The 17,223-nt window shown below is 66.2% G+C and carries 6 protein-coding genes; 4 read left to right on the top strand and 2 right to left on the bottom strand.

The annotated features are described in order from the left end of the window. Positions 1–21 precede the first annotated feature (21 nt). From KHP60_RS25105 to KHP60_RS08205, 4 genes are all read left to right on the top strand, one after another. On the top strand, positions 22–9,846 hold the full coding sequence (locus KHP60_RS25105; protein ID WP_283770687.1) for a peroxidase family protein: 9,825 nt from the start codon (positions 22–24) through the stop codon (positions 9,844–9,846). A gap of 104 nt (positions 9,847–9,950) precedes the next feature. Then, positions 9,951–11,714, top strand: a complete 1,764-nt coding sequence (locus KHP60_RS08195; protein ID WP_213563410.1) for a type I secretion system permease/ATPase — start codon at positions 9,951–9,953, stop codon at positions 11,712–11,714. Further along, positions 11,711–14,452 carry a cadherin-like domain-containing protein gene (locus KHP60_RS08200; protein WP_213563411.1) on the top strand — a complete coding sequence of 914 codons (2,742 nt, stop codon included), beginning with the start codon at positions 11,711–11,713 and terminating at the stop codon, positions 14,450–14,452. The genes KHP60_RS08195 and KHP60_RS08200 overlap by 4 nt, the downstream gene beginning before the upstream one ends. Positions 14,453–14,501: 49 nt before the next feature. Then, the gene (locus KHP60_RS08205) at positions 14,502–15,809 is read left to right on the top strand and encodes an HlyD family type I secretion periplasmic adaptor subunit (protein ID WP_213563412.1); all 1,308 of its coding nucleotides are present in this window, start codon (positions 14,502–14,504) and stop codon (positions 15,807–15,809) included. A 113-nt stretch (positions 15,810–15,922) separates the two neighbouring features. Here KHP60_RS08205 and KHP60_RS08210 read toward each other — a convergent pair whose 3' ends face one another. Both KHP60_RS08210 and KHP60_RS08215 read right to left on the bottom strand, forming a co-directional pair. Beyond that, positions 15,923–16,189, bottom strand: coding sequence for an NUDIX hydrolase (locus KHP60_RS08210; protein ID WP_213563413.1), 267 nt, complete (start codon positions 16,187–16,189; stop codon positions 15,923–15,925). A 28-nt stretch (positions 16,190–16,217) separates the two neighbouring features. Beyond that, positions 16,218–17,222, bottom strand: coding sequence for an inorganic phosphate transporter (locus KHP60_RS08215; RefSeq protein ID WP_213563414.1), 1,005 nt, complete (start codon positions 17,220–17,222; stop codon positions 16,218–16,220). Position 17,223 lies beyond the last annotated feature (1 nt).

Genomic DNA, 17,223 nt, shown 5'->3' on the forward strand with positions numbered 1-17,223 from the left:
AGCCTCAGAGGGAGAAGCACCATGGTCCAGCTGGTCAAGCACGATCTCGAATACATCCTCAAGCAGATCAAGATCGCGGAGCAGCACGCGGCGGGCACGCCGATGTCCGAACTGGTCGACAGCCCGCTCCTGCCGTACGGCCTGCGCACCGTCGACGGCAGCTACAACAACCTCGTCCCGGGCCGCGAGCATTGGGGTTCCTCGGACCAGCCGTTCGTGCGGATCACCGATCCGAACTGGCGCAATGACCTCGACGGCGACAGCATCACGTTCGGAGCCGGATCGCCCGGCCAGATCGACTTCGTCGACGGCAATTACGGGCAGCACGGAACGCCGACGGACAGGTACGGACTCGAGGGAGGCACGCTGGTCGACGCCGATCCCCGCATCATCTCGAACCTGATCGTCGACCAGACCAGCAACAACCCGATCGCCACCATGCTCTACGAGCGGTACAAGGCGGAAGGCAAGGACGTCTCCTTCACCCCGATCCTCAATGAGGACGGCACGCCGAAGCTCGCCAACGACGGCAGCCCGCTCGTCTCCTACCAGTTCAACAACATCTCGCCGGACATCGGCGACTCCGCTCCGTACAGCTCGGTCTTCACCCTGTTCGGCCAATTCTTCGACCACGGACTCGACCTCGTCGCCAAGGGCGGCAACGGCACGATCTACATGCCGCTCTCACCGGACGACCCGCTCTACGTCCCCGGCAGCCACTCCAACTTCATGCCGCTGACCCGGGCGACCATTGGCGAGGGCGCCAAGAACACGACGACGGCCTGGGTCGACCAGAACCAGACCTACGGCTCGCACGCCTCGAAGCAGGTCTTCATGCGCGAGTACGAGATCGGCCCCGACGGCAAGCCGGTCGCGACGGGCCACCTGCTCGAAGGTGCGAAAGGCGGCTTGGCCACCTGGGCGGACGTCAAGGCGCACGCTAGGGAATTCCTCGGCATTGAGCTGACCGACAGGGATGTCGGCAGCATCCCGCTGGTCGCCGCCGACCAATACGGCAACTTCATCCCCGGCCCGAACGGTTACGCACAACTCGTCCTCGGGCTGGGTGCGGACGGCATCCTCGGCACGGAGGACGACGTGCTCGTCGAGGGCAACCCGGAATCCCCGATCAATTCCTGGACGGTGGTCAATCCTGAGAACGGAGCCGTCGGGGCGATCCGCACCAGCCACGCCTTCCTCGACGACATCGCGCACAACGCCGTGCCCGTGGTCAAGAACGGCCAGCTTATGGCGGATGGTGACGATCTCGCCGGAAACGCTGTCGCCAATCAACGTGGACAGAACACCGAGTACGACAACGAACTGCTCGACAAGCACTTCATCACCGGCGACGGTCGCGGCAACGAGAACATCGGACTGACCGCGATCCACCACGTCTTCCACGGCGAGCACAACCTCATCGTCGAGCATACGAAGGATGTGGTGCTCCAGTCGGGCGACCTTGCCTTCCTCAACGAATGGCTCCTGGTGGACCTTCCGGCGGGCACCCAGATCCCGGCCCAGGGCAGCGCCGGGTACGAGGACTTCGTCTCTTCCCTGAAGTGGGACGGCGAGCGTCTGTTCCAGGCTGGCCGCTTCGTGACCGAGATGGAGTACCAGCACCTCGTGTTCGAGGAATTCGCCCGCAAGATGCAGCCGGACGTGGACGCGTTCCTGTTCGAGCCCGACCCGGACATCAACCCGGCGATCTTCTCCGAGTTCGCCAACGTGGTCTACCGCTTCGGCCACTCGATGCTCAACGAGACCGTGGACCGGACCTACGCCGACGGCCAGGACGGCAGCATGACGCTGTTCGACGCGTTCCTGAACCCGCTCGCCTACGACAATGAGGGCACGCTCACCCATGAGCAGGCAGCCGGCGCCGTCCTGCGCGGCATGAGCGCCCAGGTCGGCAACGAGATCGACGAGTTCGTCACGAACGTCCTGCGCAACCAGCTCACCGGCATCCCGCTCGACCTCGCGGCGATCAACATCGCCCGCGGCCGCGACACCGGCATGCCGACCCTGAACGAGGCCCGCGCCCAGTTCAGGGAGATCGCCGGCGGCGACAGCCAGCTCGACCCCTATACGAGCTGGATGGACTTCGCGCTCAACCTCAAGAATCCTGAATCGATCATTAACTTCATCGCGGCTTACGGTACGCACGCGCTCATCGAGGCCGAGGATACAGTCGTGGGCAAGCGCGCCGCGGCGATGGCGATCGTCTTCGGCACCACGGAGACGTTCGTCGATCCGGTCACCAAGCTGCAGAAGACCATCGTTCCTCCTTCGGCCCAGGATCGTTCCGACTTCCTGAACGCCACGGGAGTCTACGCGACGGACGGGAAGCTCGGAGGACTCCAGGACATCGATCTCTGGGTCGGCGGCATCGCCGAGAAGAAGATGGATTTCGGCGGCATGCTGGGTTCCACCTTCTCGGCCATCTTCGAGCTCCAGATGGAGAACCTCCAGGACGGCGACCGCTTCTACTACCTGTCCCGCGTCCAGGGCATGAACCTGCTGTCGGAGCTCGAGAGCAACTCTCTCGCCAAGATGATGCTGCGCAACACGGATCTCGGCGAGGAGGGCACCGCGGTTCCCGGCGATATCTTCTCGCGGCCGGACCTCGTGCTCTACGCCGATCTCGCCAAGCAGTTGCAGATGACCGGGCAGGACGACCCCGAGCACGACAATCCGGTGCTCGAGGCGATCTCGAAGATGGTCGAGCGTCGTGGCGATGATGCCCCGACGGCCCTGACCGCATCCGGCCTGCCGGAGGGCGTGACATTCGATGCCGCCGCGCGCAGCTTCGTGGGCACGCCGACGGTAGGCGGGGTATTCGAGGCCGTCGTCACGGCTACCTATGCCTCGGGGGAGACGCGCAGCCATACCGTCAAGCTCCTCGTGATCGATCCGAAGCCGATGCCGAACCATCTCGACGTGCTCGTCGACGATGACGGCTACAATCGCCTGTATCCGGACGTGGCGGCAGCCGGCATCGATCCCGATGCGCACTTTGCGTCGAGCGGGCGGACAGAGGGGAGAAAGCCCAACGAGTACTTCGATCCCGCCTGGTACCTGCTCCAGAATCCGGATGTGGCGGCGGCAGGCGTCGATCCGCTCGAGCACTACATGGCTTCCGGCTGGATGGAGGGCCGCAACCCATCGGCCGAGTTCGACGTCCAGAGCTATCTCGTGGCGAACCCGGATGTAGCGGCGGCAGGCATCGATCCGCTCTACCACTACCTCGTCTCGGGGCGTACCGAGGGACGCGCGATCTATCCTGCGCAGCCTGACAGCCACGTCATCGTGGTGGCCGGGCAGCCCTTCAGCCAGACGCTGCCCGCTAATCTCTTCAGCGACGGCGTCTCCGAGTACGTGCGCTACAACGGCGGTGACCACGTCGTCATCCAGGGTTCGGCCGGCAACGACACCCTGATCGGTGGCGAGGGTGACGACAGCCTCTGGGGTGAGGACGGCGACGACCGCCTCGAGGGCGGCTACGGCGTCGACCACGTCCACGGCGGCGACGGCGACGACATCATCACCAATGCCGGCACCGACATCGGGGCGGCGGACTTCCTGCACGGCGACGCCGGCAACGACGTCATCCACGGCGGCAGCGGCCTCTCGCTCGTGTTCGGCAACTCCGGCAGCGACTTCATCGTCGCCGGGCCCGACGGCAAGACGGTCATGGGCGGAACCGAGAACGACTACATCCTCGGCGGCGACGGCATGGACATGCTCATGGGCGAGGCCGGTGACGACTGGATGGAGGGCGGCGGCCGCTTCGACACCCTGGCGGGCGAGAACTCGGAGCTGTTCTTCAACTCCACCATCATCGGCCACGACATCCTGAACGGGTCGAACGGCGATGTCGACTACGACGCGGAGTCCGGCGACGACATCATGTTCCAGGGTGTGGGCATCCAGCGCAACAACGGCATGGCCGGGTTCGACTGGGCGATCCACAAGGGCGACGCGGTGGCGGCGAACTCCGACCTCGGCATCGGCATCTTCCAGAACCAGGAGGAGTTCATCCTGCGCGACCGCTTCGACTTGGTCGAGGGACTGTCGGGCTGGAAGCACAACGACATCCTGACCGGACGCTCGGTGGCGCAGGGCGCCCGTGACGAGATCGTCGGCGGCGCCGCGATCCCGGCCCCGGACGACCCGTTCTACTCCTGGTCGAACGCGCTGACCGAGCAGGGCGTACGCCGCATCGACGGCCTGCGTGACCTGCTCAGCCATAAGACCTGGGACGCGTCCAACGCTGACGCTATCGTGATGGAGACCGGCGACGGCTCCGACATCCTGCTCGGCGGCGACGGTTCCGACACGTTCGAGGGCAAGGGCGGCAACGACGTCATCGACGGCGACGCCTGGATGAACGTGCGCATCCGGTTCGAGAAGGACGGGACGGCCTACACAACGGACGGCCTGACCACCAAGATCTATCGCGAGGCGGACTTCGACCTCGACAACGGTGTGCCCAAGGCGGGCGCGGTGGCGCAGTTCGGGGGCAGGGCGCTCACCGACCTGACGCTCACCCGCGAGGTCAACCCGGGCATCCTCGAGAACGTCCGCGAGATCCTGCACGCCGACGGCAGCAACGACACCGACACGGCGGTCTATGCCGGTAACATGAGCTGGTACGAGATCACCCATGTGGGCGACAAGGTCTTCGTGGCCCGCCGCGAGGACGAGAACATCGACCCGCGCATCGACGAGGGTGCGGACGTGCTCATCAACATCGAGCGCATCCAGTTCTCCGACGGGGTGTACGTCATCAAGGACACGGGCAACATCGGACCGACGGGCCGGCTCGAGATCCTCGGCATGCCTGCTGTCGAAGGCCAGCCGCTGCGGGTCTCCGCCGCGAACGTCCGCGACGAGAACAACCCCGGCGGCACGGTGACCGGGATCACCTACCGCTGGCAGGTGGAGCGCAACGACGGCACCGGCGACTACGAGGACGTCGACGGCGTCACGGGCGACACCTTCACACCCGCCTCCGAGCACACCGGGCTGCGCATTCGGGTCATCGGCACCTACATCGACGCGGGCGGCGTGCCGGAGACGGTCTACTCGTCCCCGACGGAAGGGGTGGTCGGCGTCAACAACCCGCCGGAAGGCCCCCTGCTGATCAGTGACATGACCCCGACCGAGGGCCAGGTGCTGACGGCGACGGTCGCCTTCACCGATCCCGACGGCATCACCGACGCTTTCGAGGAGTCGCTGATGACCTACCGCTGGGAGATAGCCAGCAACCCGAACGGTCCGTGGACGTCCGTCTTCGAAAGCACCACCGTTCGGACCTTCACTCCGGGCCAGGCCCATGTGGGCAGGTACATCCGTGCCGTCGTCGACTACACCGACGACCTCGGGAACAACCACTCGGTGGTATCGGCCGTGACCGGGATCGTCGGCAACTACATCTCTGATAATGCCACGAACATCAGCGAGACCGTCACGAACCCGAACCTGAGGACCACCGCAGGCGACGACATCGTCATCGGCGGGAACAGCGCCAACAACATCTCCGGCGGTGCGGGCGGCGACTCCCTCGACGGGGCCGGCGGCAACGACCGCCTCGTCGGCGGGGACGGCAACGACACCCTGATCGGCGGCACGGGCAACGACACCATCGATGCGGGAGCCGGCAACGATACCGTCGTCTACCGCAGCGGCGACGGTGCCGACGTCATTGACGGCGGGGCCGACAGCGACACCCTGCGCATCGTCGAGGCGACCGCAGGTGCGAACGACACGGCCCGCGTCGTGATGGCGGGCGGCGTCATCACCCGGGTTGGAAATGCTACAGTGCAGGCAACCGTGACGAACGTCGAGAACATGCAGCTCGACCTCGGCGCGGGCGTCGATACCCTCGACTACAACGGCACCGCCGACACCCTGTCGGTAAACCTGCTGACCGGAGTGGCGACCGGGTTCGACTTCGTCCGCGGCGTCGAGAACGTGATCGGCGGCACGGGCAATGACACCCTGCTCGGCAACAACGCCGACAACGCCCTCGACGGCGGGGCGGGCAACGACACGGTGCGGGGCGGCTTCGGCAACGACGCCCTCTCCGGCGGGATTGGCAACGACCAGCTCTACGGCGAGCAGGGCGACGATGTCCTGAACGGCGGCGCGGGCGACGACCGCATCGACGGCGGCGTAGGGTCCGACACGGCGAGCTACGCCGGGGCGGCCCAGGGCGTCAATGTCTCGCTGGCGACCACCCAGCCGCAGAACACCGGCGGCGCGGGCACCGACACCCTGATCGGCATCGAGAACCTGACGGGCAGCTCGCAGGCCGATACCCTGACCGGCAGCGCCGGGGATAACGTCCTCGACGGCGGTGCGGGAGCCGACCGGATGGTCGGCGGCGCGGGCAACGACACCTATGTGGTGGATACCACGTCAGATGTCGTCGTCGAGGACGCCGCGGGCGGGATCGACACGGTCCGCTCTTGGGTGACGGGTTCGACGGGCTACACGCTGGCAGCGAACGTCGAGAACCTGATCCTCGCCGGCAACGCGTCGGTCGGCATCGGCAACGCCCTCGACAACAGGCTGACGGGCAATGCCGGGGCCGACACGCTCGACGGCGGGACCGGGACCGACACAGTCGTGCTGGACGGGGCGCTCACCGACTACACCTTCGGCATCAACGCCCAAGGCAGGGTGACGGTGACCAGCACGGCAGGCGGCACCGACACGCTGATCAGCATCGAGCGTGCCGAGATCGGTGGCGTCTCCTATGGCATCATCGCCGGAACCAACGTCAACGACAGCAGCCTGAGCGGAGGCAATGAGGCCGATCTCGTGCTCGGCTTCAACGGCAACGACACGATGAACGGCGGTGACGGGAACGACATCCTCGAGGGTGGAGACGGCAACGACTCGCTCATCGGCGGAGCCGGCAACGACACCCTCGATGGTGGCGCCAGCGGCGGGTCGTCCGTGACCATCACGGACAGCTTCAACACCTCGACGTTGGGCGGCGGTTCCGGCTGGACATCTGCCTGGGTCGAGAACGGCGACAACGGCAATGTCAGCAGTGCCTCGCAAGGTCAGATCCGCATCGACAGCGGAAACCCGGCCAACGGATTGGTCTTCCGTGACGATGACAGCGATCCCGGTAACGGAACGGCGTCGATCCAACGCACGCTCAACCTGGCAGGGCGGACCTCCGCAACCATCAGCTACACGTACCAGGAGAACAGCTTCGACCAGGGCGAAACCGTCACAGTGCAGTTCTCCCCGAATGCACTCGCCAATCCCCCGGTGTGGCAGACCGTTCAGGTGATCACCGGCGCATCGGGTGGAGGCTCCATCGAGAACTTCGTCCTGAACGGGCCGTTCACCGCGAATGCGGCGATCCGGTTCACCGTCAGCGGAACGAACGCCAACAGTGGAACCATCAATCCCGACAACGTGTGGATCGACGACCTGACGATCACTGCCGCGACTGCAAGCGGCGATACCATGGCGGGCGGCGACGGCGACGACACCTACTACGTCGACGGCACCTCCGGCGCGAACGTCGACCAGGTCATCGAAGGCGTGGGGGCGAGCTCCGGCACCGACACGGTCATCCTGACCGGCAGCGGGGACTACACCCTGGCGGCCAACGTCGAGAACCTCGTCGTTCAGGGCGGCGGCAACGGCGCCCGCACGCTGAACGGCAATGCCGCCAACAACCAGATCACCGGCGGCACGGGCAACGACTCCATCTTCGGCGGTGACGGCAACGACACCCTCAAGGGCGGGGCTGCCAGCGACACGCTGAACGGCGGGACCGGGACGGATGTCGCTGTCTTCGACGGGCCGGCGGCGAACTACGAGATCGGGACCAACAATCAGGGACTGATCACCGTAAGGGACTTGATCGGCAACGGGGGCACCGACACGCTCAACGGCATCGAGAGGGTGCAGTTCGGCAACGGCGAGGCCCTCCAGATCGTCACCAACGGCGCCACCCCGACGACGGGTCCGGGCCTGATCCTCGGCACCTCCGGCGACGACGTCATCACCGGCGGCAACGGCGGCGACGTGATCATCGGCGGAGCGGGCAACGACACCCTCAACGGGCACGACGTCGGCGCAGGCGACAACGCCGTGACCGGGGCACCGGACGACGACACCTTCGTCTGGCGGGTCGGCGACGGCTCGGACGTCATCAACGGGGGAACGGAAGGAGCGAACGGCGACACCCTCGTCATCATCGGCAACCAGCAGTCGGAGACCTACCGCATCTACACCTACGACGAGGCGGTCGCCCGGATTGCCTATGCGGGCAGCGACGAGAACGAGATCGTCGTCACCCGCCAGACGGCAGGCCAGCCCGAGACGATCATTGCCGAGATCACGGAGATCGAGGAGATCGTCGTCAACGGCACCAACGTGGGCGGCAACGGACAGGTCGGGAACGATCGGTTCGAGATCTTCGGCAACTTCGAGACCGTGACCAGCCTACGGCCGAACACGATCACGCTCATCGGCTCGGACGGCGACGACATTGTCGACATCTCGGCGCTCCAGTCGGCGCACCGGATCGTCTTCAAGTCGCTGGGCGGCAACGACGCCATCGTGGGCACCCTTCGCCCGCAGGACGTGATCGAACTGCCGGAGGGCGCGGTGCTGGCGGACTACGACGTCACGACCGGTGAGGATGGCGTCACCACCATGACGAACGGCACGCACACCGTGCGCTTCGTGAGCGAGGGCGGGATGCCGCAGGTCGGATCCGGTGATCACGATGACGACGAGGAGGATGACGACACGTCGGCTCCCGGCAACGACGATGACGAGGACGAAGGCGAGACGCCCACTCCCGGCAACCGCGAGGACGACGAGGAAGACGACGACTCGTGCGACCACGATGAGGACACCGGCGAGACCGGGACTCCTCCCACGACGCAGCCCGGCACCTCGATCGGCGCTCCCATTGCCGGAACGAACGGCACCGAGGTGCTGGTCGGCACCGCGGCGGGCGAGACGATCATGGCGCTCGACGGCCACGACAACGTGGTCGCCGGGGCTGGGGCGGACGTCGTCCACGGCGGAGCAGGCAACGACTTCGTGAGCGGCGAGGCCGGTCGGGACATGATGTTCGGCGGCGACGGCGACGACACCATGCTCGGCGGCAGCGATGCCGACATGCTCTACGGCGATGCGGGCAACGACCGTGTCCTCGGAGACGACGGCAACGACCTGATCGATGCAGGAATGGGCATCGACACCGTCTACGGCGGCGCAGGGGACGATCGCATCATGGCATCCGTGAACGACGGCAACGACGTCTACTACGGCGACGACATGACGGGCGGGACCGGCAACGACACGCTGGACATGTCCGCGATCACCGCGAACATCACGGCGAACCTCGGGGCCAATGGCGGCAGCGGCAGCGTGTTCAGCACGCAGAGCGGTGCCGACACGATCTGGGGCATCGAGAACATCGTGACCGGATCGGGCAACGACACGATCACGGCGAACCACGCGGTGAACGTGATCGACGGCGGGGCGGGGAACGACGTCTTCCGCTTCCTGTCGGCGGCCGATGCCAGCGGCGACACGATCCTCGGCTTCCAGCCGGGCGACCGTCTCGACCTTTCGGCGATCGACGCCAACACGGGAGCGGGCGGAAAGCAGGCCTTCACGCTGGCGAACGGGTCGTCCTTCACCGGACCTGCCCAGCTCGTGATCTCCCACGAGACCCGCGATGACGGCGACTACACGGTCGTGAGCGGCAACACCACCGGACCCGATGCGGCTGAGTTCAAGATCAGCCTCAAGGGCATCCACGACCTGAAGGCCTCCGACTTCGTCCTCTCCTAACCCCCCACGGGAGGGACGACGACTGGCGGGCCATTCCTGGCCCGCCAGTCACTCCATAAGAGACGACAAGATCAAGCAACAAGACCACCAGCAGGGACGGACCAATGCGCGGGACCAGTTTCACGTCGGCCCAGAAGCGGAAGGCGGCCGAGAGGATGACGAAGGGCCTCAAGGGCATCGTCATCTTCCTCTTCTCCGTGTCGGGAATCATCAACGTCCTCGCGTTGACCGGTTCCTTCTACATGCTCCAGATCTACGACCGGGCACTGACCAGCGGCAGCGTCCCGACGCTCCTGGCCCTGTCGGTCCTGGCCATCGGCCTCTATCTGTTCCAGGGCCTCTTCGACGTGATCCGCTCGCAGGTGCTCGTCCGGGTCGGCGCGCGGCTCGACAGGCGCATCGCGCCCCTGGCGCACCAGGTCGCCATCGACATGCCGCGCTTCGGCTTCTCCACGTCCGAGGCGTTGGAGCGCGGACGAGACGTTGACACCGTGCGCAGCTTTCTCGGCGGCCAAGGTCCAACGGCGCTCTTCGACTTGCCATGGATGCCGCTCTACCTCGCCTTCGTCTACTTCCTGCACCCGCTGCTCGGCGCCCTCGTGCTCGGCGGCGCCGTCGTTCTGACGCTGCTCACCATCGCCACCGAGATCATGACCCGGCGGCTCGCGGGCTCGACGCACCAGGCCGCGATCGAGCGCAACGCCATCGCGGACTCGAACGCTCGCAACGCCGAGATCCTCAAGGCCATGGGCATGGCCAAGCGCGCGGTGGCGCGGTTCGACAAGGCCAACGCCGAGCACCTGAGCCTCCAGACGAGGACCAACGACATCAGCGGCACCTTCGGAGCCGTCTCCAAGGTGCTGCGCATGATCATGCAATCGGCGACGCTGGGTCTAGGCGCGTACCTGACGATCCAGGGCGAACTGTCCTCGGGCGCGATCATCGCCTGTTCCGTCGCCTCGGCCCGGGCGCTCGCCCCGGTGGACCAAGCCATCGGCAACTGGAAAGGCGTGGTCGCCGCCCGCACCGCCTTCCAGCGGCTCAAGGAGACCGTGATCGCACTCGCCGACCTGGAGGAGCCGCTGGCCTTGCCCGCTCCCAAGGGGGCGCTCCAGGTGGAGCGTATCACGGTGGCGGCGCCCGACTCCGGCCGGGTGCTGCTCAGCGACGTGGAGTTCCAGGTCAAGGCCGGGCAGGCGCTCGGCATCATCGGCCCGAGTGGCGGCGGCAAGACAACCCTGGTCCGTGCCCTCACGGGCATCTGGCCTGTGCTGCGTGGCAGCGTCCGGCTCGACGGTGCCGAGCTCACCCAGTGGCAGGACGAGGATCTCGGCCGGCACGTCGGCTACCTGCCGCAGGATGTGTCGCTGCTCGACGGCACGGTCGCGGAGAATATCTCCCGCTTCGATGCGGAGAACGAGTCCCGTGCCATCGTGGCAGCCGCCCAGGCGGCGGGCATCCACGAGATGATCGTGCGCCTGCCCGACGGTTATCGCACCAAGCTCGGTGCGCAGGGCGCATCCCTCTCGGCCGGACAACGGCAGCGTATCGGTCTGGCCCGCGCGCTCTACAAGGATCCGTTCCTCGTGGTGATGGACGAGCCGAACTCCAACCTCGACGGCGAGGGCGAGGCCGCCCTGACCGAGGCGATCAAGACGGTGCGCGCCCGCGGCGGCATCGCCCTGGTCATCGCCCACCGTCCGAGCGCCCTCGTGGCTGTCGATGTGGTCGCCGTCATCCAGAACGGACGCATGGCCGCCTTCGGGCCGAAGGAGGAGATCATCGGCATCCGCGGGGCGATGGATGCCGCGACCGCCAAGGCACCCGCACCTGCGACGGCGCCTCTTTCCGCGAGGGCAATGGCATGATTATCGACGTCAAGGGAACCAAGGGTGGGGGGACAGCCGAAGAGGCCGAATCCCGCCAACGCTACGAGCTGAAGGAAGCCAGGCTCTCGAAGATGCCGCTGGCGTTCGGCGCGCTGATCCTCGGCATCGCCGCCTATCTTAAGAGCGCCATGCCGAGCCTGGGCCGTCTTCCGGAAGAGGGCGAGGCCCCCCTCCGGCCGGAGGATGGCGGGAAACCGCACCTCAAGCTCGTTGATGCCGGGATGCTATCCGGCCCGCTGGAGCCACTCGAGCAGGGTGACGCCCAGCCGGAGGAACAGCCGCGCCCGATCGGGTCAGGCTCGCCTTTCGACAACCGCCTTCCCGAACCGACGTTCCTGATGGTCGACTCGCCGCCGCTCCAGTTCGTGGAGCCGTTCTCGCAGCGGTCGAACGTGAGTGGGCATGCACGGTTCCAGGGGCCGCTCTTCGCGTCCAACGACAACGTCCATCCTGCCACCGGAGCAGGACCTAGCGGAAGCTCGGGTGGAGGCCAAAGCCCCAGGGATAACGACCTGGATGACAGGCCTCCCGGAGAGGGATCGGGAAGGGACGAGGGGAATGACAACGGTCCCAGGCACTCGGACCCGATCCCGAGCCCGGTGGACGAAGAAGACGATCTCAGCAAGCCTGCCAACCGGGCGCCGCGGACGGGCGGACCAGTGTATCTCCGCGACGTGGCAGGCTGTGCGGCCGTCCTCATCGGCCTGTCGGAACTGCTGGCGAATGCAACGGATCCCGACGGGGAGGTTCTGTCGATCAAGAATCTGAAGGTGTCCTCGGGCACGATCACATGGAACGGAAAGGGATGGCTCTACGACGCGAACGGACTCGGCCCGGTGACCGTCACGTACGAGATCACGGACGGCAAGGCCACGATCGTCCAGCACGCCTACTTCTCCGTGATCAGGAACTCCCTCGTCGGCACGGACGGAGACGACATGCTCCTGGGGACCTCTTGCGCCGATGCGATCGACGGGCGCGGCGGCAATGACATCATCGACGCACGTGCCGGAGACGATCTGATCGACGGCGGCGCGGGGGACGACCACATCGTTGCCGGTGCGGGCAACGACATCATTCGCGGCGGAGATGGGAACGACATCATCTTCGGCGGATCCGGAGACGATCAGATCTCGGGCGGCGAAGGGGATGACCGCCTGTTCGGCGACGATGGGAACGACACCGTCTTCGGCGACGGCGGCCACGACCAGATCCATGGCGGCAGCGGCAACGACGCGCTGTTCGGCGGGGGCGGGAACGACCTCGTCAACGGCGATGCCGGAGACGACAAGATGGAAGGCAACGCGGGCGACGACATTCTCGCGGGCGGCGACGGCAACGACGTAGTCTCGGGCGGTGACGGCAACGACAAACTCGAGGGCGGGGCCGGTGCCGACCTCCTCCTCGACGGGACGGGGTGGGACGCCGTGGCCGGCGGAGACGGCGACGACCATGTCGTCGTCGCCCTCGACGGCGACAGGGACATCTACAACGGCGGTGCCGGAACCGATACGCTCGACTTGTCCGCCACAGCACTCGGCGTCGAAGTCGATCTGGCGCAAGGCTCCGCCGAGGGATGCGAGATCAGCGACAACCAGGTCGGAGGCTTCGAGATCGTCAGGGGCGGTACAGGTGCCGACACGCTCTCCGGCTCCGCAGGCAACGAGACCCTCTCGGGCAGTGCCGGGAACGACCGGATCGACGGCGGCGACGGCAATGACGCGCTGGACGGGGGTGCTGGCAACGACACGCTTCATGATGGCAGCGGGCAGGACACGGCGTCGGGCGGGGAAGGCAATGACCGGATCGTCGTGGGGATCGACGGCGACAGCGATCGCTACGATGGCGGCAACGGGACCGACACGCTCGACCTGTCTGACACCGGGTGCGGCGTTGCTGTCGACCTTTCCCTGGGAACCGCCAACGGATCCGAGATCGAAAACAACGTCGTAATTGACTTCGAGATTGCCGAGGGTGGTTCGGGTAACGACACGGTCTCCGGGGCCGGGGGGAACGAGACGATTTCGGGAGGAGCCGGGGACGACAGGCTCTCCGGACGCGACGGGGACGACTCCCTGGACGGCGGCACAGGCGACGATACGCTCGCGGACGGTGCCGGACAGGATTCGGTCTCGGGAGGTTGCGGGAACGACATCATCAGGGCCGAGGCCGACGGTGACGATGACGTCTTCGACGGTGGGGACGGTTGCGACACGCTGGACTACTCGTCCTCGGAGGATGGGATCACCGTCGACTTCACCGAGGGAACGGCCAGCGGCTCCGACATCGGCTCCGACACGTTCTGCGGCATCGAGACGGTGGTCGGCGGTGCCGGTGACGACCGTTTCGTCGTCGGGCAGCGGCCCGTCGTCATGGAGGGTGGTGCCGGTAACGACGTATTCGAGTTCACCGATCCGCCCCCGGCCAACCCAGCGGCGACGGTCCTTCACGAGATCCTCGACTTCGAGGCGGGAGACCGCATCAGGATGTCCAAGTACGACATCTTCGAGAAGGTCTTCGATCAGCTCGAGGACCAGTTCGAGAGCATTTACGGCGACAAGGTCGACGATGACGACGCACGGATCCGATTCCGCCATGAGCGGTCGGAGAGCATCGACCGGACCGTGATCGAGGCCGATTTCGACCGCGACAGCATCTACGAGACCACGATCCATCTCGATGGCCATAGAGCCATCGTGATCGTCGAGCACGCATAACCAAGACAACGACCGCAGGTCTTAAGCCGCGGCATTGAGGAGACAGGGAATGAGCAATCGCATAGGGAAGGACAACGACGACTTCCGCCTCGGCAGTCGGGTCACGGCCGGGATCGCCCTCGGGGCTCTTCTGGTGGTGGGTTGCGGCGGCTGGGCCGCAATGGCCCAGATCAATGGGTCGGTCATCGCCAGCGGGATGGTCAAGGTCGACCAGAACCTCAAGGTGATCCAGCACCGGGATGGCGGCATCGTCAGCCAAATCGCCGTGAGAGAGGGCGACTTCGTCAAGGCAGGCCAGGTCATGCTGCGCGTCGACGACGTGCAGACCAAGGCGGAACTCTCGATCGTCAACTCCCAGCTCTCCGAGCTCGTGGCCCGGAGGGCGAGGCTGATTGCCGAGCGTGATGGCATGGAGGCAATTCCGGTCCCGCAGGAGGGCACGTTCCTGATTTCGGAAGCCGACCTCGTCTCTTACGGCGAGGTGCGCCTGTTCGAGGGCAATCGGGTGAACCGGGAGAGCCGGAAGGAGCAGCTCCGGTCCGAGATCGCCCAGCTCGAGCAGGAGATCAAAGGACTTCAATTCCAGCAGATCGCGAAGATACGGGAGCTCGACCTCGTGAGGGCCGAGCACGGCAAGCTCAAGGGACTGGCCGACAAGGGGCTGGTCGAGGGATCGCGGGTCTACGGCATCAGCCGCGACGTCGCCCGCCTGACGGGTGAGGTCGGGGAGGTCGATGCCAGCATCGCTCGCGCCCGTGCCCGGATGAGCAGCATCAACCTGCAGATCATCGCCATCGACGAGAACGCCCGCACAGAGGCCCAGCGGGAGCTCAGCACGGTCGCCACCAAGATCTCCGAGCTGAATGACCGGCGTTTTGCGCTCGAAGACCGGCTCTCGCGGACGGACATTCGCGCGCCGCAGTCAGGGATCGTCAACGAGCTTTCGGTTCATACCGTCGGGGGCGTCATCACGCCAGCCGAGACCCTCGCCACCATCGTGCCGGAGAATGCCACCCTGAAGATCGAGGCGAAGCTCTCGCCCGTGGACGTCGACCAGGTGTTCGTGGGCCAGTCTGCCAAGCTCCGCTTCTCGGCCTTCAACCAGCGCACTACGCCGGAGCTGAAGGGCGAGATCGCGTATGTCTCGGCGGCCTCCACGCGCGACCCGGCCACGAACACCACGCACTACCTGGCCGATGTCCGGATCGACGCTAGCGAGTTTGCGAAGCTGAGCGGTCAACCGCTTAAGCCGGGCATGCCGGTCGAGGTATTCGTGGCCACCCAGGAGCGGACGGCGATCTCCTACCTGTCCAAGCCGTTCACGGACCAGTTCGCGAAGGCCTTCAGGGAGGAGTGATGGCTGCCACGGAACGCGCGAGGTGGCGGCCGCCGCTACCGCCGCAGGCTATGCTGTCCCTTCTCCGGCCAGCACTTGCGCAGGCTTTTAACCTCGAGCGGGAAAACCGCCGCCTAACAGGGAACCACTTCGCCGCTCTTGAGCCGCTTGCCGTAGCGATAGGGGCCGATCGGCACCTTGCTGACCTCGCCGACCGGCCCGGCTTCGTCCAGCGCCTCGCGCGCCGCCGAGGCAAGCGGCTTTCGCCCTTTCATGGGCCAGCCCTTCGGGATGACCCAGCGCCGCGTGCCTCGGGAGGTGATGAGCATGACCTCGATGCTCCCGCCGCCTCGTTCGCGAAAGGGCAGGCAGGCGTATTGGATGGCAGGCGATTGCAGCAAACCCGGTAAACTCCTGCGGTAGGCTCCCTCAAAAAAGCGCGCCTGCGGCCGCATAGGCCGCGGCGCCGATCAGGGCTGAAGCGGGCAGCGTCACGACCCATGCTACGACGATGTTGCTGGCCACGTTCCAGCGCACGGCCGATACCCGGCGCGCGGCTCCCACGCCCACGATGGCCCCCGTGATGGTGTGGGTGGTGGAGACCGGCACTCCCAGATAGGTCGCCGTAAACAGGGTCAGGGCTCCGCCGGTCTCGGCGCAGAACCCCTGCATGGGCGTCAGGCGGGTGATCTTGGATCCCATGGTGTGGACAATCCGCCAGCCCCCGAACAGAGTGCCGAGACCCATGGCGGCTTGGCAGGAGATCACAACCCAGAACGGCACGTGGAACTCCGGCCCGAGATGCCCCTGTGAGAACAGCAGGACGGCAATAATGCCCATGGTCTTCTGGGCATCATTGCCGCCATGGCCCAAGGAGTAGAGGGCGGCCGAGACGAATTGCAGGATCCGGAACGAGCTGTCGACGGCCAGAGGCGTCGCCCGGATCAGGGTCCATGACACGATCAGGACGAGTGCGAGAGCCAGCACGAAGCCGGTCAGAGGAGAGAGCACGATGGCCGCGGCGGTCTTGCTCAAGCCCGACCAGACAATCGCTCCGCCGCCAGCTTTGGCGATGCCGGCCCCGACCAGTCCGCCGATCAGGGCGTGCGAGCTGCTCGACGGGATCCCGGCCCACCAGGTGATCAGGTTCCAGGCAATGGCACCGCTGAGGGCACCGAAGATCACCCGTGGGTCGACGACATCCGGAGCAACGATGCCGGTCCCGACCGTCTGGGCGACGTGCAGGCCAAAGAACAGAAACGCGATGAAGTTGAAAAAGGCGGCCCAGAGGACGGCGTATTGCGGGCGTAGGACCCGCGTCGAGACAATCGTCGCGATGGAGTTCGCCGCGTCGTGAAGGCCGTTGAGGAAGTCGAACAGGAGCGCGACGCCGATCAGGCCGATCAGGAGGGGGAGGACAAGGGGGGCATCCATG

Source organism: Microvirga sp. 3-52 (assembly GCF_018383585.1).
Taxonomy (GTDB): Bacteria; Pseudomonadota; Alphaproteobacteria; order Rhizobiales; family Beijerinckiaceae; genus Microvirga.

Excerpts from the sequence above, each read along its gene's own strand:
- KHP60_RS08205 (WP_213563412.1), top strand. The coding sequence starts at position 14,502 with ATGAGCAATCGCATAGGGAAGGACAACGACGACTTCCGCCTCGGCAGT.
- KHP60_RS25105 (WP_283770687.1), top strand. The coding sequence starts at position 22 with ATGGTCCAGCTGGTCAAGCACGATCTCGAATACATCCTCAAGCAGATC.
- KHP60_RS08195 (WP_213563410.1), top strand. The coding sequence starts at position 9,951 with ATGCGCGGGACCAGTTTCACGTCGGCCCAGAAGCGGAAGGCGGCCGAG.
- KHP60_RS08200 (WP_213563411.1), top strand. The coding sequence starts at position 11,711 with ATGATTATCGACGTCAAGGGAACCAAGGGTGGGGGGACAGCCGAAGAG.
- KHP60_RS08215 (WP_213563414.1), bottom strand. The coding sequence starts at position 17,222 with ATGGATGCCCCCCTTGTCCTCCCCCTCCTGATCGGCCTGATCGGCGTC.